Origin of the sequence: Acidovorax temperans (assembly GCF_028596105.1) — a bacterium.
In the GTDB taxonomy this organism is placed as follows: Bacteria; Pseudomonadota; Gammaproteobacteria; order Burkholderiales; family Burkholderiaceae_C; genus Acidovorax; species Acidovorax temperans.
In genome coordinates this window covers 3,049,284-3,067,882 of sequence record NZ_CP117193.1, presented here as the reverse complement: position 1 = coordinate 3,067,882, position 18,599 = coordinate 3,049,284, and the positions used below count along the sequence as shown (strand labels likewise).

14 protein-coding genes, 1 tRNA gene and 2 pseudogenes are annotated in these 18,599 nt (G+C 61.1%); 7 read left to right on the top strand and 10 right to left on the bottom strand.

Features of this window, described 5'->3' with window-relative positions; all coding sequences use genetic code 11:
• Positions 1-165: 165 nt before the first annotated feature.
• From PQV96_RS14370 to PQV96_RS14355, 4 genes and pseudogenes are all read left to right on the top strand, one after another.
• Positions 166-2,007, top strand: coding sequence for a DEAD/DEAH box helicase (locus PQV96_RS14370; RefSeq protein ID WP_207373932.1), 1,842 nt, complete (start codon positions 166-168; stop codon positions 2,005-2,007).
• A gap of 39 nt (positions 2,008-2,046) precedes the next feature.
• A complete protein-coding gene (locus tag PQV96_RS14365) occupies positions 2,047-2,304 on the top strand; it encodes a hypothetical protein (protein WP_273623294.1) in 258 nt (85 codons plus the stop codon).
• Between the two features lie 188 nt (positions 2,305-2,492).
• A complete protein-coding gene (gene ltrA, locus PQV96_RS14360; RefSeq protein WP_066691875.1) occupies positions 2,493-3,878 on the top strand; it encodes a group II intron reverse transcriptase/maturase in 1,386 nt (461 codons plus the stop codon).
• A gap of 170 nt (positions 3,879-4,048) precedes the next feature.
• Positions 4,049-5,514 (top strand): annotated as a pseudogene (locus tag PQV96_RS14355) (sensor domain-containing diguanylate cyclase).
• A gap of 41 nt (positions 5,515-5,555) precedes the next feature.
• Here PQV96_RS14355 and PQV96_RS14350 read toward each other — a convergent pair.
• The 3 genes from PQV96_RS14350 to PQV96_RS14340 all read right to left on the bottom strand — a co-directional run bounded on the left by PQV96_RS14350 (position 5,556) and on the right by PQV96_RS14340 (position 7,946).
• Positions 5,556-6,797 (bottom strand): multidrug effflux MFS transporter, encoded by a 1,242-nt coding sequence (locus PQV96_RS14350; RefSeq protein ID WP_207373933.1) that lies wholly within the window; start codon positions 6,795-6,797, stop codon positions 5,556-5,558.
• Between the two features lie 105 nt (positions 6,798-6,902).
• A tRNA-Lys gene (locus tag PQV96_RS14345) sits at positions 6,903-6,978 on the bottom strand.
• Between the two features lie 83 nt (positions 6,979-7,061).
• Positions 7,062-7,946, bottom strand: a complete 885-nt coding sequence (locus tag PQV96_RS14340) for an NAD(P)-dependent oxidoreductase (RefSeq protein ID WP_207373934.1) — start codon at positions 7,944-7,946, stop codon at positions 7,062-7,064.
• 135 nt (positions 7,947-8,081) lie between these two features.
• Here PQV96_RS14340 and PQV96_RS14335 point away from each other — a divergent pair, with 135 nt between their 5' ends.
• The gene (locus PQV96_RS14335) at positions 8,082-8,963 is read left to right on the top strand and encodes an alpha/beta hydrolase (RefSeq protein ID WP_207373935.1); all 882 of its coding nucleotides are present in this window, start codon (positions 8,082-8,084) and stop codon (positions 8,961-8,963) included.
• Between the two features lie 220 nt (positions 8,964-9,183).
• Here the strand turns inward: PQV96_RS14335 and PQV96_RS14330 are convergent, their stop codons facing one another.
• Entirely contained in the window at positions 9,184-10,161 is a 978-nt protein-coding gene (locus PQV96_RS14330) for a GMP reductase (protein WP_044395995.1), read from the bottom strand.
• Positions 10,162-10,375: 214 nt separating this feature from the next.
• Positions 10,376-11,089: a hypothetical protein gene (locus PQV96_RS14325; RefSeq protein ID WP_207373936.1), complete on the bottom strand. Its 714-nt coding sequence runs from the start codon at positions 11,087-11,089 to the stop codon at positions 10,376-10,378.
• A 29-nt stretch (positions 11,090-11,118) separates the two neighbouring features.
• On the opposite strand from PQV96_RS14325, the gene PQV96_RS14320 reads away from it, so the two are divergent.
• Together PQV96_RS14320 and PQV96_RS14315 are read left to right on the top strand one after the other, a co-directional pair.
• Positions 11,119-13,608: a UvrD-helicase domain-containing protein gene (locus PQV96_RS14320; protein ID WP_207373937.1), complete on the top strand. Its 2,490-nt coding sequence runs from the start codon at positions 11,119-11,121 to the stop codon at positions 13,606-13,608.
• Positions 13,609-13,666: 58 nt separating this feature from the next.
• Positions 13,667-13,774, top strand: a pseudogene (locus PQV96_RS14315) (IS5/IS1182 family transposase); the annotation flags it as partial.
• Between the two features lie 39 nt (positions 13,775-13,813).
• On the opposite strand, the gene PQV96_RS14310 reads toward PQV96_RS14315, so the two are convergent.
• From PQV96_RS14310 to PQV96_RS14290, 5 genes are all read right to left on the bottom strand, one after another.
• Positions 13,814-15,015 (bottom strand): IS3 family transposase gene (locus PQV96_RS14310; protein ID WP_142082499.1). Its coding sequence is split into 2 segments (ribosomal slippage): positions 13,814-14,748 and positions 14,748-15,015, totalling 1,203 coding nucleotides; the frame shifts between segments, so codons are not numbered across the junction.
• 33 nt (positions 15,016-15,048) lie between these two features.
• On the bottom strand, positions 15,049-15,417 hold the full coding sequence (locus PQV96_RS14305; protein WP_142083900.1) for a cytochrome b: 369 nt from the start codon (positions 15,415-15,417) through the stop codon (positions 15,049-15,051).
• Between the two features lie 15 nt (positions 15,418-15,432).
• Positions 15,433-16,137 (bottom strand): copper resistance protein B, encoded by a 705-nt coding sequence (locus tag PQV96_RS14300; RefSeq protein WP_055398267.1) that lies wholly within the window; start codon positions 16,135-16,137, stop codon positions 15,433-15,435.
• 8 nt (positions 16,138-16,145) lie between these two features.
• Positions 16,146-18,005 (bottom strand): copper resistance system multicopper oxidase, encoded by a 1,860-nt coding sequence (locus PQV96_RS14295; RefSeq protein WP_207373938.1) that lies wholly within the window; start codon positions 18,003-18,005, stop codon positions 16,146-16,148.
• Positions 18,006-18,077: 72 nt separating this feature from the next.
• Positions 18,078-18,503: a copper-binding protein gene (locus PQV96_RS14290; protein ID WP_238385599.1), complete on the bottom strand. Its 426-nt coding sequence runs from the start codon at positions 18,501-18,503 to the stop codon at positions 18,078-18,080.
• Positions 18,504-18,599: the final 96 nt, after the last annotated feature.

Sequence of the window (18,599 nt, the reverse complement as noted above, 5' to 3'; positions counted from 1 at the left end):
ACACTGGGCTCGCAAGCTCGCTGCCATGGCAGCACAGTTTTTGCATTCTTCGCCCACCCGCCACGACCAAGTTCATGGCAGGTTTCGTTTGATGGTTGATGTTTTTTAACCATTGACGAAACCACCGCAGGCGCACGCTTGCGGCAGGTCTCGTGTGAGAAAAATATGACCGACACTTTGCAAGTGCAGGGCGAATTCGCGCCTGCTGAATCTTCTTTTGCCGCTGAAACCCTGGCTGCTGCCGTGGTGGCTGATGCGGCTGCTGACGCAGTCACCGCCGAGCCTAACGGCTTTATCGAACTGGGCCTGGCTCCAGAACTCGTGCAAGCGGTGGCTGACCTGGGTTACACCCAGCCCACCAGCGTGCAGCGCAAGGCCATTCCATTGGCGATGGGCACTGGCAATGATTCCACCAGCTTCATCGATCTGATGGTGTCCAGCCAGACAGGCAGTGGCAAGACCGCCGCCTTCTTGCTGCCTGTGTTGCATACGCTGATTCAGCAGCAAGCTGCTGCTGAAGCTGAAGAACGCGCAGCGTTTGAGCGTGCCGTCGCCGAGGCGGCAGCCCGTGGCGAGCCAGCTCCCAAGCGCGCCAAGCGCAAGGATCCCACCAATTCACGCAACTTCAAGGCTGCTACGCCTGGCGCACTGATTTTGTGCCCTACCCGTGAGCTGGCCCAGCAAGTGGCGCACGATGCGATCGACTTGGTCAAGCACTGCCGCGGCCTGCGCGTAGCCAATGTGGTGGGCGGTATGCCTTACCAATTGCAGATCGCCAAGCTGCAGAATGCAAACCTCGTGGTGGCTACGCCTGGCCGCCTGTTGGATCTGCAGCGCTCGATGCAGATCAAGCTCGACAAGGTGCAATTTCTGGTAGTGGACGAAGCCGACCGTATGCTGGATCTGGGCTTCTCTGACGATCTGGCTGAGTTGAACCAGCTCACGGCCCAGCGCAAGCAGACCATGATGTTCAGCGCAACGTTTGCCCCGCGCATCCAGCAACTGGCCATGCGTGTGATGCACGATGGCGGCGCATCGGTGCAAAAGGTGACGATTGACTCTCCGCAAGAGAAGCACGCCAACATCAAGCAGATGCTGTACTGGGCAGACAACGCTCAGCACAAGCGCAAGCTGCTGGACCACTGGCTGCGTGACACCTCCATCAACCAGGCCATCGTGTTTGCAAGCACACAGGTGGAGTGCGATGGCTTGGCCAACGACCTGCAGCAAGAAGGCTTTTCTGCTGTGGCGCTGCATGGCGCATTGAGCCAAGGTTTGCGCAACCGCCGACTGATGGCTCTGCGTAGCGGCCAGGTGCAAATCCTGGTGGCAACCGATGTGGCTGCACGCGGTATCGACGTGCCCACCATCACCCACGTGTTCAACTTCGGCCTGCCTATGAAGGCTGAGGATTACACCCACCGCATCGGCCGTACCGGTCGTGCAGGTCGCGATGGCTTGGCTGTGACGTTCGCCGAATTCCGCGACCGCCGCAAAATTTTCGACATTGAGGGCTACAGCCGTCAGCAATTCAAGTCGGAAGTGATTCCAGGTCTGGAGCCTGCACAGCGCGCTCCCCAAACGCCTCGTGGCGATTTTGGTGGCCGTGGCCGCTCTGGCGGTTTTGAAGGTCGTGACTACGCCTCGCGTGATCGCCGTTTTGGTGGTCCAGCACGTGGTGGCAATGACCGTGGCGGCAACGACCGCGGTGGTTTCGGTGGTGGTTTTGCCGGCCGCGGCGGTCCTACTCCCCGTGGCGGTGAGGGTTTTGCACCTCGGGAAGATCGTGGCTTTGCTCCACGCCGTGACAACGAAGGCTATGGCCGCAAGCCCGGCTTTGGCGACAACGCCCCGCGTGGCTTTGCCCCGCGTGGTGACATGGGCGCCCCCCGTGGTGCAGACCGTGGCGATTTTGCTCCCCGCAAGCCTGCGTTTGCCAAGCCAGCTGGCGGCAAGCCGTTTGCACCCCACGATGCGCGCAAGCGTCCTGCACGCCCAGCTCGCTGATAATCTGCCAAGTGCCTGCGCATTTGGTGGGCACACTGCATGAAAGCCGCCTCTGATGAGGCGGTTTTTTTTATGGTGCGCCCAGCATGGGCGCACACCTGCGGGTGCAAGTCCTGCTGCGAGCTGGTCACAGTGAGCAAAGTGAAGCGCAACTGCATGAGGGTGACCGAATGTGGGGAGGAAGCGTGGAGCGTAAATCGTGAGCCGATGAACAAGAACCGCATAGAAGGCGCTGCCGAGCAGGGTGAGTGGGCCATTTACCACGAAGCTCTTGTGACCAAGGCTTGGGCGGCGTAGATGCGGCGGTTGTGCGATGAAGGTGTGCGACCCTTACCTGGGGAGATCTCGCCTTGTGCCTGAAAGGGTGACGGTTATGCCGTAGCGAGAAGTCAGCAAAGGTCGTAGTAGTGCAAGTCCGAAACCCGAAGGGGAGGTGTGGCGAGCACGAAGGGCCGAACGAGAGTGAGTGAACGAGGACACGTGTGATGTCAAAGGCCATGCGTCAGATGCCAGGGCGACCTGGGCGGGTGAGCGCAGCGCACGGTGAAGCCGTGCGTGATCTCATCAGCGACGAAGCCAGCGGCCCGCCGCGTGAACACCCGGACACAGGGTCGGCAAGGCAGCCTGCAGGCACAGGTGGCTTGCTGGAAGCGGCGCTGACGAGACAGAACCTGCAACTGGCGTGGAAACGGATCAAGGCCAACAAGGGCGCAGCCGGGGTGGACGGGCTCGACATCGAGCAAACCGCCCAGGTGATACGCCAGAGATGGCCCGACATACGCCAAGCGCTGTTGCAAGGGCGCTACCGGCCCAGCCCGGTACGCAAGGTGATGATTCCCAAACCTGACGGCAGCCAGCGCGAGCTGGGCATCCCGACGGTGCTGGATCGGCTGATCCAGCAGGCACTGCTACAAGTGCTGCAGCCGCTGATAGACCCCACCTTCAGCGAACACAGCTACGGGTTTCGTCCCGGTAGGCGTGCACATGACGCAGTCAAGGCTGCGCAGACGTACGTCCAATCGGGCAGACGCGTGGTGGTGGACGTGGACTTGGTCAAGTTCTTTGACCGGGTCAACCATGACATCCTGATCGACAGGCTCAAGAGGCGCATAGACGACGCTGGCGTCATCCGGCTGGTGCGAGCGTACCTGAAAGCCGGGATCATGGATGACGGGGTGGTGGTCGAGCGCCATCTGGGCACGCCGCAAGGCGGGCCGCTATCCCCATTGCTGGCCAACGTGCTGCTTGACGAAGTAGACAAGGCGCTAGAGGCGCGGGGCTGCAGCTTTGCGCGCTACGCTGACGACTGCAATGTCTACGTGGGCAGCACCAAGGCCGGCGAGCGGGTGATGGCCTACCTCAGGAAGCTATACGGCGGCCTGAAGCTTGAGGTCAACGAAGCCAAAAGCGCGGTGGCCTCAGCCTTCGGGCGCAAATTCCTGGGTTATGCGCTGTGGGTGGCCAAGGGCAAAGAAGTCAAATGTAAGGTGGCCGCCAAGCCGCTGCAAAACTTCAAGGCCCGCATCCGGCAACTCACACGCCGCTCGGGCGGGCGCAGCATGGAGGAGGTCGTTGACAAACTGCGGCCCTACCTGCACGGATGGAAGGCGTACTTTGGGTTGGCGCAGACACCCGGGGTCTGGCGGGAGCTGGACGAATGGCTGCGCCACCGACTGCGAGCCATCCAGCTGCGGCACTGGAAGCGATCCAGGACGATCTACCGGGAACTCAAGGCACTGGGGGCGTGCGACGATGTGGCCAACCAAGTGGCGGGCAACTGCCACCGTTGGTGGCGCAACAGCAATGGAGTCATCAGGCGCGTGCTGACGATTGCGTACTTCGACTGGCTGGGAGTGCCCAGGCTGTCCTGACCTCAAACTCTCGAACCGCCCGGTGCGGACCCGCATGCCGGGTGGTGTGGCAGGGGCGCCTCCTATCAGGGAGGCCCCCTATGCCGATCCTGATCGCTTGGCGAGAGAGTCACCGACATTGGATGGAGGCGTAGCCCAGGCTCGCATAATGGGCGACGAAAGGATTCAACCTGCAACCCTATGTTTCTTCTGGTGCAGATTTTGAGCACATGTTCAACCTGGCGCCCGTATCGCTATGGCTGGAGGACTGCAGTGCCTTGAAGGCTTTGTACCAGCGCTGGCGAGAAGAGGGGGGCGATGACCTGGAAGCCTATCTGCGTGCCGATCCCTCGTTGTTGGCGCAGTGCAGTGCGGCTTTGCGGGTGCTTCAGGTCAATCAGCGCACCCTGGATTTGTTTGCTGCGCCTGATCAGCTCACTTTGGTCGCACAGCTGGGGCAGATTTTTCGTGATGACATGCACCACTCCCTGGTACGCGAATTGGTAGAGCTTTGGGAGGGGCGGCTGGAATATTCCAATGAGACCGTGAACTACGCCTTGGACGGGCGGCGCCTGGATGTAAGGGTGAATGTGTGGGTGTTGCCCGGCCACGAGGAGGATTGGAGCCGGGTGCTTGTATCGTTAGAAGACATCACGCGGCAAATGCAGGATGCCCTCCAGGTGCGGCGTAGCGAGCAATATGCCCGGGGCTTGTTTGAATACTCTCCCGTGTCTTTGTGGGTAGAGGACTTCAGCACCATCAAGACGCTGCTCGATGGTGTGCGTGCGCAGGGAATCGCTGATTTCAAAACCTTCCTCAAGATGCATCCAGAATTCGTTTCACGCTGCATGCAAGAAATACGCGTGATCGACGTGAATCAGCAGACGCTGGAAATGTTCGGCGCCCGGTCCAAAGATCACTTGCTCAACAACCTGAGTCAGGTGTTTCGGGGTGAAATGGCAGAGTCGTTCGCTGAGCAGTTGCAGGACCTGTGGGAAGGCAAGACCGCGCAGCAGCGTGAGGTCACCAATTACTCGCTGTCGGGGGACGCGGTGCACATCCACATGCAGTTTTCTGTGCTGGGTGGTCATCAGGACGACTGGAGCCTGGTGCTGCTCTCGCTGGTAGACATCACGGCTCGCAAGAAGGCTGAGGCCTATCTGGAGTACCTGGGCAAGCACGATGTGCTGACCCAGCTTCGCAACCGCGCGTTTTATGCAGAAGAACTCAATCGCCTCACGCGCAAGGGGCCGTGGCCGTTTGCGGTGATTGCCATCGATCTCAACGGCCTCAAGGCCATCAATGATGAGCAGGGTCACGCGGCAGGTGACGCCATTCTGCGCCGCGCTGGCGAAGTACTTGCCAAGGCGGTTGATGCGCCAGCTTGCGCGGCCCGGGTGGGAGGCGATGAATTTGCGGTGTTGCTGCCGGGGGGGGGGCGGATGAGCGAGGCGCTGCTGCCATGCGTGACCGGATTCAGTCGCTGGTGGAGTTGAACAACCAGTTCTACTCAGGGCAGCCGCTGGGATTGGCCATGGGGGTCGCGTGCTGTCAATCCGGCGAGGCAGTGGAGTCTGCCCTGCACAAGGCCGACCAGGCCATGTACGAGGAAAAGAAGCGTTACTACCATCAGCAGGGCCTGGAGCGCAGACGCTGACCGCTTCTGCTCACTTCTTCATGAAGCGGTAAAGGTGGAGCTCAGCCGCCGGGTGTTACGCCCGCGTGGCCGCCAATTTCAGGCCAGCGGTGGTGCACGTACATCCATGATGTCAGCCCAATGCACATCATCAGCAAAGACGCTGTGGCCAGCCCAAGTGCAGAGTGCATGACCAGGGGGGAAATCACGCCGGCCACCACCCCGTTCGCGGTAGAGCCTACGAAAGCCTGCAGCGACGATGCCATCCCTCGGCGCTCGGGCACCAGGTCCAGCACCAGCAACGTGACCACGGGCACCATGAGTGCCCAGCCGAAGGAAAAAATGGCGATGGGCAGTAGCGCCCAGGCTGGATGAGGCGCAAGGACGGTGTTAAGCGCCACATTGGCGATGCCCACCACGAACATGATGACGAATCCATGGCGGATTTGCCGCTTGGGTGCGATGCGCCCTGCCAGGCGTCCGCTCAGCCATGCTCCCCCCATGATTCCGGAAATTGTCAGAACGAAGAACCAGAAAAATTGCGTGGGCTCGAGTTTCAAATGTTCGCCCAAGAAAGCAGGGGCAGACAGCACGTACAAGAACATGCCGTTGAACGGTACGCCACTGGCCAGTGCCAGCAAGAGGAACTTGGGGCTGGAGCCCAGCGCCCAATACCCACGCATCAAATGCCGCACGTTGAAGGGCTGGCGGTGGCGTGGGTGCAGGGTTTCGGGTAGCAGCCGGAAATTGGTGATCCACAGAATGGCCCCCACCAGTGCCAGGAACCAGAAAATACTGTGCCAGCCGGTGTGCACAAACAGCCACCCACCTACGATAGGTGCCACGGCAGGTGCCACCCCGAAGTAGATGGTGACCTGGCTCATTACCTGCTGGGCTTGCGCTGGCGGGAACATGTCGCGGATCACGGCGCGTGACACCACAATGCCTGCCCCGGTGGACAGCCCTTGTACCGCACGGAAGAACACCAACTGCCCGATGCTCTGCGAGAGCGCGCAGCCTGCAGAAGCGATGGTGAATAGCGCAATGCCCCACAACACCACGGGCCGACGGCCAAAGCTGTCTGCCAGGGCTCCGTGAAACAGGTTCATGAAGGCGAACCCGAAAAGGTAGGCCGACAGTGTTTGCTGCATCTCCACGGGCGTGGCGCCCAGGGCCGTGGCAATGCCGGCAAAGGCTGGCAGATAGGTGTCAATTGAAAAAGGCCCCAGCATGCCCAAAACGGCGAGCAGAACCGCCAAGGCCCATTTGGGGCCGGTCCAGAGCATGCTGGCTTGTGGATTCATTGCCGTGACCAGATCAGGAAGAGAAACGCCGCGCGTTAGAAATTGATACAGAGGCGCTGAAATGCAAAAAGCCGAAACTACGATGTAGCTTCGGCTTTTTTTGTTTGGTGGGTCCTGAGTGACTCGAACACTCGACCTACGGATTAAGAGTCCGCTGCTCTACCAACTGAGCTAAGAACCCAAACTTTTTAAATTTGTCTGCATCGCTGCAGAGACTCGTATTATGCACGATTTTTTGCGTTGTCCGCAAGTCGTGCAAAAAATTTATTGCATTGCGTTGCGACTGGCCAGTTCCACAAACAGCCCGCTGTGGTCTAGTTCGCCCAGGCCGTGTTCCACGCCTTCGGCGTACAGGGCTTCAAACAAGGTCGTGACCGGTGCGTCAAAACCTATTTCTTTGGCCGTGCCCAGCGCATTGCGCATGTCCTTGAGTTGAACGCCCATGCGTGCCTTGGGCGCAAAGTCGCGGTCCACCATGCGTTGGCCGTGCAATTGCAGGATGCGGCTGTCGGCAAACCCGCCTTGGATGGCCTCGCGTACTTTCGCCATGTCGGCGCCGCCTTTGGCGGCAAACAGCAGGGCTTCTGCCACGGCACCGATGGTGATGCCCACAATCATCTGGTTGGCCAGTTTGGCGAGCTGCCCGCTGCCGTGCGGCCCCACATGCGTGGCGCGACCCAGTGCGGCGAACACCGGATGCGCGCGGGCGAAATCTTCTGCCCGGCCCCCGGCCATGATGGCGAGGGTGCCGTTCTCGGCTCCTACCGTGCCGCCAGACACTGGAGCATCCAGGTGCGCCAGGCCCATTTCACCAAGCCGTGCGGCATGGTCGCGCGCCTCGCGCGGCTGGATCGAGGCCATGTCGATGAACAAGGTGCCAGAGCGCATGGCTTGCGCGGCACCCGCATGGAACAGCACATGCTCTACCGCTGGACCGTTTTCCAGCAGGCTCACCACGATGTCAGCTGGCCTTACCGCCTCTGCGACGGTGGCATGCACAGCAATGCCCAACGCTGCCAGCGGATCGGCTTTGGATTGGGTGCGGTTCCAGGCGTGCACGGTATGCCCGGCCTGTTGCAGGCGGCGTGCCATGGGACTTCCCATCATGCCGATACCGAGAACGGCGATACGAAGCGAAGGATTGGTCATGCTTGGTTTGGATGCGTGAGGTAGGGGAACTGTGTCCTGAATGATGGGCCGATTTGGAACGAGCAGCCTGTCACGCAGCTTGCAGCATGGAGTGGTTTGGCGGGATGATGTGGCGCTTCTGAGGAGATAAGAACGATGTCCATTTCCTTGCACAACCCAGCCTGGCTGGAGCGCATGTACAACAACCGCGCGCTGGTTCCTGATTACATGGATTACCTGCAGCGCTGGGCCCAGGACTCCGCGCAGGTGCGCGCCAACTGCCCTTGTGCGCTGGACCTGGCCTACGGCCCCGAGGCTGGCGAGACCCTGGATGTCTTCCCCGCGACACGCCCCGGCGCAGCGCTGGCGCCCGTGCTGGTTTTCATCCACGGCGGTTACTGGCGCTCGCTCGACAAGTCCGACCATTCCTTTGTGGCGCCTCCTTTCACTGTGGCGGGGTACTGCGTGGTGGTCGTCAACTATGCGCTGTGCCCAGGCACCCCTGAACACCCGGTCACCGTTCCCCACATTGGCCGCCAAATGGAGGCAGCCCTGGCCTGGGTGTGGCGCCACATCGGGCAGCATGGTGGAGACCGCCGCCGCATCACCGTGGCTGGTCATTCCGCTGGTGGGCAACTGGCCGCCTGGCTGCTGACCAGCGTGTGGCCGCTGGTGGCTTCTGATTTGCCTGACGGGCTAGTGCGCAGTGCGCTGTCCATTTCGGGGCTGCATGATCTGGAGCCCGTCATGCACGCTCCATTCCTGCAGCAATCCTTGCACCTGACCGAGCAGCATGTGCAGGACGCCAGTCCGGCACGCCTGCAGGCTCCCGCCCAGGGGCTGCTGTACAGCGTGGCAGGGGCCGATGAGAGTGAGGAGTTTGCGCGCCAGGCGCGGCTGATTCAGGATGCCTGGGGCACCCACGTCGTGCCGCGTTGCCAGATCCTGCCCGGCTTGAACCATTTCAGCATTCTGGATGCCCTGACCAAACCGGGCCATGACCTGCACCACATGGCGCTGAATTTGCTGCGCGCCTGAAAAGAGCCCGCAGCCTTGGCAGCAGTGCGGTGCTGGGTAGGGATCCTCTGCACAAATCACCGCGCCGTGTGCATCTGCTGCCTCGGGCGGTCTGCTGCGTTGCAAATCCTCGCAATAGCAACAGCTATTGCTGCGTTTTGCGCCTTGCAGCCCATCCCGATCCGCAGTGCACACTTGCCGCCCGATTCGTGCAGAGGATCCCTAGCACCGCACGCCGGGCTTACATCAGCAGGTGTTCGCCTGCGTTGTCTCCGCCCAGAATGACGTAGTTCACCTTGCGGATGTCCATCAGCTTGGTGCCCCCCGCGTAGCTGATGGAGCTTTGCACGTCCTGCTCCATTTCAATCAGCGTGTTGGCCAGCTTGCCCTTGATGGGTTCCAGGATGCGCTTGCCTTCCACGTGTTTGTACTCGCCCTTGTTGAAGTCACTGGCCGAGCCGTAGTACTCCTTGAACAGCTCCCCGTCCACTTCCACCGTCTTGCCGGGCGATTCCTCGTGCCCCGCGAACAGGGAGCCGATCATCACCATGGTGGCGCCAAAGCGCACGCTCTTGGCAATGTCGCCATGGCTGCGGATACCGCCGTCGGCAATGATGGGCTTGGTGGCCACGCGGGCGCACCACTTGAGCGCGCTGAGCTGCCAGCCGCCGGTGCCGAAACCGGTCTTCAGCTTGGTGATGCACACCTTGCCGGGGCCCACGCCCACCTTGGTCGCATCGGCGCCCCAGTTTTCCAGGTCAATCACTGCCTCAGGCGTGGCCACATTGCCGGCAATCACGAAGGATTGCGGCAGCTTTTGCTTGAGGTAGCCGATCATGTTCTTCACGCTGTCGGCATGGCCGTGGGCGATGTCGATGGTGATGTATTCGGGCACCAGGCCTTGGGCCACGAGCTGGTCCACCGTGTCGTAGTCGGGTTGTTTCACCCCCAGGGAGATCGACGCGTAGCAGCCTTTGGCGTGCATGTCTTTCACAAACTGCAGGTTGTCCAGATCAAAACGGTGCATCACGTAGAAGTAGCCGTTTTTCGCCATCCACTCGCAGATCCGCTCATCCACCACCGTCTTCATGTTGGCGGGCACCACCGGCAGACGAAAGCGCCGTCCGCCCAGCTCCACGCCGGCGTCGCATTCCGATCGGCTTTCCACACGGCACTTGCGTGGCAGCAGCAGGATGTTGTCGTAGTCGAAGATTTCCATGAGATTCCAAGCTCCTTTGAAAAGGCACTGCCGAACCATTTCGGCAGCGTGGGGCGCTTGGCTTGGGACCGGCTTTGTGGGGATGGGCGTAGGAGCCAATACCGAACCCTGGTTGCACAGGCACAAAAAAACCGGGCGTCAAGAAACTTGGGCCCGGTGATTGATTCTAGGCGCATGGCGCGGCGCTGTCATAACGCCATCCGTATGACCTGTATTACCGGCATGCTGACCGGGCGGCGGCCACCACGTCGCCCTGGGCGTTCTGCACCCAGCCCACCATGTGCAACTGCTCTGCCTTGGCCCCTTCAGGAATGCGCATGGGGCGGTTTTCCATCCAGGCAAAGCGGGTTCTTGATCGCTCTGTTTTTGATAGCTGGTGGCGCTTTTCCCATGTGCCTTGGAGCACGTTTCTGACCAAATTCCGTTCCACAGGGGAGCCTTCCGTACCTGCAGGCACGGACTCCACCAGCAGCAAGTGGTATTGCCAGGTGTCGGCTGGGTTGGCTCGGTGCGGCTTGAAGGCGATGCCGGTACCCAGGTAGTCATTGAGTGGCAGGCCGTGGGCTACGCGCGCGCGGTGGGCGGAAGTGCCTTCCACCGCAAGCACCGCGACATCGGTGGTGCCAGGCGCAGCACGGCCCAGTGCCTGCAGCCGCAGCAGCGCGTCGTTGGTGGCGGCTGCGGCCAAGGGGGCTTCATCCCCCAGGGCTGTGGGCACGATCCAGTCCAGCACCACCGCCGATGGCCCTGGCGCGGGCGTGGCCGGGTCGGCCCAGCAGGCTTCGCAATCGGCACTGATGAAGCGCTCGAACACCGCCGTGGGGCGGGGCACGCCATCGCTGCTGCAACTGGCCTGCGCCGCCACAGGGGGCACATAACAGGTTGCCAGGGCGACGGCAGCAAGGGCAAGGGGTTGAATGCGGACCATGGTGGGGGTGGCCTTTCTACAATGGCTGCATGTTCCCACACGATCTGTTTTCAGGGGCGCCCGATGAGTCGGTGCCCCCATCCGCTGCTGCACCATTGGGCGTGCCTGCTTCGTCGCCCTTGCTGGCCGGCCTCAACCCCGAACAACTCGCCGCCGTCACCCTGCCCAACGGGCACGCCTTGATTCTGGCGGGGGCGGGCTCGGGCAAGACGCGCGTGCTCACCACCCGCATTGCCTGGCTGCTGCAGCATGGCCACGTCACACCCGGCGGTATCCTGGCCGTGACCTTCACGAACAAGGCCGCCAAGGAGATGGTGGCGCGCCTTACCACCATGCTGCCGGTGAACGTGCGCGGCATGTGGATTGGCACCTTCCATGGCCTGTGCAACCGCCTTTTGCGCGCACACCACAAGGCTGCGGGCCTGCCGCAGGCGTTCCAGATTCTGGATACGCAAGACCAGCTCTCCGCCATCAAGCGGCTGTGCAAGCAGTTCAATGTGGATGAGGAGCGCTTTCCGCCCAAGCAGCTCGCCTACTTCATTGCGGGCTGCAAGGAAGAGGGCATGCGCCCCGGCGATGTGCCCGCGCACGATGCCGATGGCCGCAAGAAGATCGAGCTGTACCAGCTCTACGAAGAACAGTGCCAGCGCGAAGGCGTGGTGGATTTTGGCGAGCTGATGCTGCGCTCTTACGAGCTGCTGCGCGACAACGATCCCATCCGCGAGCATTACCAGCGGCGCTTCCGCCACATCCTGGTCGATGAGTTTCAGGACACCAACCGCCTGCAGTACCTGTGGCTCAAGCAGATTGCGGGCGACGAAGTGGCGGGCCGCCTGCAAAGCCACGCCAGCGTGATGGCCGTGGGCGACGACGACCAGAGCATCTACGCCTTTCGCGGCGCGCGCGTGGGCAACATGGCCGACTTTGTTCGCGAGTTTGACGTGCAGCACCAGATCAAGCTGGAGCAGAACTACCGCAGCTACAGCAACATCCTCGACTCCGCCAACCACCTCATCAGCCACAACAGCCGCCGCCTGGGCAAGAACCTGCGCACCACGCAGGGCGCGGGCGAGCCCGTGCGCGTGTACGAGGCCAGCTCTGACCTGGCCGAGGCGCAGTGGATGGTGGACGAGATCAAGCAACTGGTGCGCAGCGACGGCTTTGAGCGCAAGGAAATCGCTGTGCTCTACCGCAGCAACGCGCAAAGCCGGGTGATCGAATCGGCCCTGTTCAATGCCAGCGTGCCCTACCGCGTGTACGGCGGCCTGCGCTTTTTTGAACGCGCAGAAATCAAGCACGCGCTGGCCTACCTGCGCCTGCTGGAGAACCCGAACGACGACACCAGCTTTTTGCGCGTCGTCAATTTCCCGCCGCGCGGCATTGGCGCGCGCAGCATTGAAGTGCTGCAAGACGCAGCCCGCGCCGCAGGCTGCTCGTTGCACGATGCCGTGAGCGCCGTGCCGGGCAAGGCCGGAACCAACTTCAAGGCCTTCGTCGCCATGATCGACGTGCTGCGCGAGCAGACCGAAGGCCAGTCGCTGCGCGGCATCATCGAGCAGATGCTGGAATCTAGCGGGCTGGTGGAGCACTTCCGTACCGAAAAAGAAGGCGCAGACCGCATCGAGAACTTGCAGGAACTGGTCAACGCCGCCGAAAGCTTCGTCACGCAAGAAGGCTTTGGCCGCGATGCCGTGGCCCTGCCGCTGGATGAGCACGGCCAGCCGCTCACGCAGAGCGTGCCCACCCAAAGCCCGGTATGCCAAGGCCTGGACCCGAACGCCCCGGTGCTGGACGAGCCGCTCAAGCCCACGAACCCCGCCACCCCCGCAGGCATCATCGACGCCGACACGGGCGAAACCCTCTCGCCGCTGGTCGCCTTCCTCACCCATGCCGCGCTGGAGGCGGGCGACAACCAGGCCCAGGCCGGGCAAGACGCCGTGCAGCTCATGACCGTGCACGCCAGCAAGGGGCTGGAGTTTGACGGCGTGTTCATCGGCGGCCTGGAAGAGGGCCTGTTCCCGCACGACAACTCCTCCAGCGACCGCGACGGGCTGGAAGAAGAGCGCCGCCTGATGTACGTGGCCATCACCCGCGCCCGAAAGCGCCTGTACCTCAGCCATTCGCAAACGCGCATGCTGCACGGCCAGACGCGCTACAACGTCAAGAGCCGCTTTTTTGACGAACTGCCCGAGGAGTGCCTGAAGTGGATCACGCCCAAGCAGCAAGGCTTTGGCTCGTATGCTCCTAATTCAGGAGCTGGTAGCGCTTACCAGTCGGGCGCTAGAAGCCAATTTGGCTTCAAGTCTGAAACCTTTGCCAGCCCGCCGGTGCCCCCACAAAAAGCGGCACCTTCGCACGGCCTGCGCGCAGGTCTGGCCGTGTTCCACACCAAGTTTGGCGAAGGCAAGGTGCTGGCCATTGAAGGCACGGGTGACGACGCGCGCGCCCAGGTCAATTTCCCCCGCCACGGCACCAAGTGGCTGGCGTTGAGCGTGGCGAAGCTGACGGTGGTGGATTGAGCCACGGCAATCGGCGTTGTTGCACAAATGCCGGTCGCAGCTGATGTCGGCTCGGGAGATGAGAGAGACGAGCTGGGGTCGGGTTAAGTACCGCACAACGAACTGGAAGGCTTACAACGCAGCGTTGAAGGCGCGAGGTGAGCTGACCATTTGGCTCGATAGGGATTGAGGTTGCCCCTGAATTTCGGAGCGCTTAGCCCGGGTTTCATGCGGCGTTCTTGCGCTGAGCCGCCAGCCAGCGTTGCTCGTATTGCATGGGGCTGAGATAGCCCAGCGCCGAATGCAGACGAGAGTGATTGTAGAAGGCCATCCAGTTCAGAATGGCTGTCCTGGCCTGCTCTCGGGTGGCAAACCTTTGCCCCAGCACGCAAGCCACCTTCAGATGGCCCCAGAAGCTCTCCGTGGGCGCGTTGTCCCAGCAGTTGCCCTTGCGGCTCATGGATGAACTGATACCCCAGGCCTTCATCGTGGTCTGGAACTCATGGCTGCAGTACTGGCTGCCGCGGTCGCTGTGGAAGATCAGCCCCTTGGCTGGCCTGCGGCGCCAGCAGGCCATCAGCAGCGCGTCTTTGACCAGGCTGGTCTGCATGTGCGGCTGCATGCTCCAGCCCACCACCTGGCGGCTGTGCAGGTCAAGCACCGCAGCCAGGTACAGCCACCCCTCATCGGTGGGGATGTAAGTGATGTCGCCGCTCCACAGCAGATTGGGCGCCTCGGGGTTGAAGCGCCGCTGCACGAGATCCGGCGCCACCGGCAGGTGGTGCTTGCTGTCGGTGGTAACGACGAACTTCTTCTTGGTGCGCGCCTTGATCCCGTGGCGCTGCATCAGCACGCGCACACGCTCTTTGCCCACGCGGATGCCCCTGGCCAACAGCTCCTTGTGCATGCGGGGCCAACCGTACTCGCCTTTGATCTCCGCGTGAATGGCACGTATGTGCGCCAGCAAGGCTTCGTCGCTCTGAAACCGGCTGGGGCAATGATCAGGTTCACCCTGACCTCGCTTCCAGTTGAAGTACCCGCTGGTGCTGATCTCCAGCACCTCGCACATCAGGCTCACAGGCCATGCCTTGCCGCTCATTTGCCGGACCCAAGCGTACTTTGCAGCACATCCTGCGCAAAGTACGCTGCGGCTTTTTTTGCGATGTCGCGCTCCATCTTCAGGCGAGCCACCTCGGCCCTCAAACGCGCAAGCTCCATCTGTTCGGCTGTGACCACCGGGGCCTTCTGGCTCGGCACAACACCGCCCAATTGCCCCTTGGCATCCAGGCGAACCCAGTTGGACACATTTGATGACGGGATGCCCAGCACCTTGGCCACCACCGCCCCAGACTGCCCGGCCTTGACCTGCCTGACAGCCTCCAGTTTGTACTCCAGGGTGTACTTGCCACGTACCTGCTTGTCGACCATTTCTTCGCTCCTTTCCAGCATTGTGGTCATGAGCTAAGAACTCCACTTTTCGGGGGCAACCTCACCCGTCAGGGGGGCGGCAACCATCAATACATAAAGACTTCCGTGTGTAAAGTGCGCAACCCATTGCTGAAAAGACGAAATAGAAGCGAGAGGTGGCGGAGCCCGGTTAAAGGCCCGGACGACGATTCGCACGAGGACCAAAGCAAATACCGTTACGCCCACCCAGCGATGCCAGTCAAATAAATCTTTGCGGTTAGATGCCTCTTCGGGCGTGTTGCCGAGCGTCAAGCCTAATACGACGGCGACGATCAGAGTCAGAGCCACCACCCAGTGCAGTGCGACGGTCGGATGTCCATAACGCCCAATCCCATTGGCATCCTGATCAGACACAAAATCCACCCGTCAATCTTGTTGCTAGAAAATCAAGCGCAAGCCGGCGCGAACCGTGGTGGCTGGTCTCTGCCCGCCCGATTGCGCGCGCGGATAGAAGGTTCGTGAAACATCGACATATGGCGCGAACTGGCGGTTGAACTCGTATCGCGCCTGAAGGCCGACATCGGTCTGGTAGGGTCCCCTGCGCACGGTTGCATCAAGGTTCGAGGCCGACCACTCCACATTGATGTACGGACGCGCGATGAAACGATTCGTCAGCAAAAAGTCGTTCTCGAACCGGGTGCGCGCAGACACCTTGCCATCGTCGCGAACAAACAGTTTCAGGTCCACGTCAAAGGCATAGGGCGCGAGGCCGCGCACGCCAACGGCGAGGTAAGTGCGCTGACCGGGCCGCTCGTCACGACGCAGGCCCACCTGCGCGTCCCAAAACGGGGCGATGTAGCGGCCGTAGAGCAGTTGCAGTTCCGCAGCTTCGGTTCGACCCCCCGCGCGTTCTCCGTCAAACTGATACCACAGGCGGTTGAAGTCGCCACCGATCCAGCCGTCCACATTGAATGACTGGCTTGAGCCCGCCTGGCCGCGTATCTTACCGGTTCCGGCTTCGACCCTGGTGTAGGAGTAAATCGACTCGTCTTCCATGGCCTGAGCAGACAGGGCGGACAAGCCGAGGGCCGCAGCGACGAGCCAGCGCAGCGATGCTATTTGTTGGGGATAGTTGTTGGTCATGGCAAGGTTCAGGCTACTTCGACGAGACGCATCATGCCGGTCGCTGCGTGGTAAAAAAGATGACAGTGGAAGGCCCAGGTACCTTCATCTTCGTAGGTGACATCAAGCTCCACCGTTTGCGCCGGTGGCACGATGATGGTGTGCTTGCGCGGACCGAAGGCGCCATTGCCATTGACCAGTTCCATAAATACACCATGCAGGTGCATGGGGTGCTCCATCATGGTTTCGTTGACCATCTTGATGCGTACACGCTCCCCAAGGCCTATCTTGAAGGGCTTGGCGTTGGAAAGTTTTTTGTCGTTCATCGACCAGAAATAACGCGTCATGTCGCCGGTCAACCGTACCAAAAGTTCTCTTTCTGGTGCACGGTTGTCGGCGTTGCGGGTGGCAGCGCGCAGCAGCGCGTATTTCAGGCGGCGCAGTCCGTCCTCATCCATCGGGGCAGTGATCGGGGCGGCGGCCGTCTGGTCCGACATGCCGGGCATGCCTGCCATCGAATCCGCCGGCTTCGCTGCTGGCGCCGGCTTGCCCGACGCTGACATGCCAGGCATGTCGGCCATGGCCTTGTCGGCAGGCTTCGACGGCATGGCCATAGACGCGCCTGGCGTATTGGCGGCTGGTTTGCCCATATCCATACCCGCCATGCCCGCCATGGCAGCATTTGCAGCGGGTTTGGTATCCATGCCGGGCATTCCGGCCATGCCTGAAGCATCTGCCGCACCCGAGGTACTGGCTGCGCCGCTCATGTCCATACCCGCCATACCCATGTCGGCCATCGTACGTACCGGCTTCGGGCCCATTGCGGGTACTGGGGCGCTCATGCCCAACTCTGGGGCCAATGTTCCCAGTGCGTAGCCAATGCGTGCGATGGTAGGCACAAAAATGCTGTAAGCCTTGGCTTCCTTCGGTTGCACGATCACATCGTAGGTTTCACCATTGCCGATGCGGAACTCATCGACTTCGACCGGGCTCACGTTCTGACCGTCGGCCTGCACCACAGTCATGGGCAGGCCCGGAATCCGGACATCGAACATATTCATCGGCGAGGCGTTGATGAAGCGCAGTCGCACACGTTCGCCGGGCTTGAAAAGCGCGGTCCAGTTTTCGGCAGGCTTTTTGCCCGCCATCAGGAAAGTCCACTCGTCGCCGCCATCGCTGAAGTCGGTCGGGTCCATGCGCATCTTGGCCCATTCCATGCGATCATTCCAGATGGCTTCACGCGCCTTCTTGTCGGGTGCGTTGCGCAACTGGGCAAGGAATTGCGGCGTCGTGATTCGCCGGTAGTTGTAGAAACCATCAACCTTCTTCAGGTTCGCCAGCACCTGCTGCGGTGGTGTGTCGTTCCAGTCCGAAAGCATCACAATGTATTCACGGTCGTACTTGAACGGGTCGGGCGTGATCGGGTCGATGACGATGGGGGCGAAATACCCGGCCGCCTCTTGCAGCGCCGCATGGCTGTGGTACCAGTACGTCCCCGACTGGCGCAGCTTGAAGCGGTAGGTAAAGGTTTCTCCCGGCTGAATGCCCGGAAAGGTAACGCCGGGCACGCCGTCCTCGCTGTTGGGCACCAGTAAGCCATGCCAGTGAACGCCGGTGATTTCGCGAAGTTGATTGGTCACGCGAATAACGACTTCGTCGCCCTCGCGGAAACGCAACACAGGCCCCGGCATGGTGCCGTTGATGGTGATGCCCATGGCCGGCTTGCCAGTGATATTGAGCGCCGTTTCGGCAATCGTCAGGTCGTAGGTGCGATCAACGGGTACCGCGCCAATCTCAACAGCGCGCAGCTGTGCCCATGCGGGTGGAAGCGCCCCCAGGGCGCCCAAGCTAAGCAGCGACTGCAGCGATCTGCGTTTCAGTTCATCCATGGTGATCTTTTTTTGAATAAGTGACGGGATAGAAGTTGCGCCGACCGCGTCGGCGTTCCTTCTGTCCTCTGCTTACTGAGCAACTTCCATGCTGGTCACGACTATCGCGCCGTCCGATTTTTCAGCCTTGAATTTGACTTTGCTACCCACCTGGACCTTGTCCAGCAAGGCCGCGTCTTTGACCTTGAAAACCATGGTCATGCCGGGCATATCGAGGTTTTTGATATCGCCGTGCTTCAAGGTAATTTTCTGGTTTTCCTTGTCGATCTTGCGAACCTCACCTTCTGTCGCGGTAGCTGTTGCCGACGTGCCCATGGCCATGCCCGGCATGTTCATGCCCGCCATGCCGCCCTTGTCTGTGGGCGCCATCTTCATGCCCGACATGTCCATGCCCGGCATGCTGTCCTTGTTCATCGTGGTTTGGGCATAAACATTGGTTGCGAAAGCCGCTGCCAGTGCGAGGCTGCCAAGAACAGCGAAAGAATTAGAGATTTTCATAATGTGCTCGATTTCAATAAAGTTGAGAGATGATAGATTTACATCGAAAATGGGGTCAATCGGGGTGCAAAAACCCCGCAAAACGCTGTAGGTTTA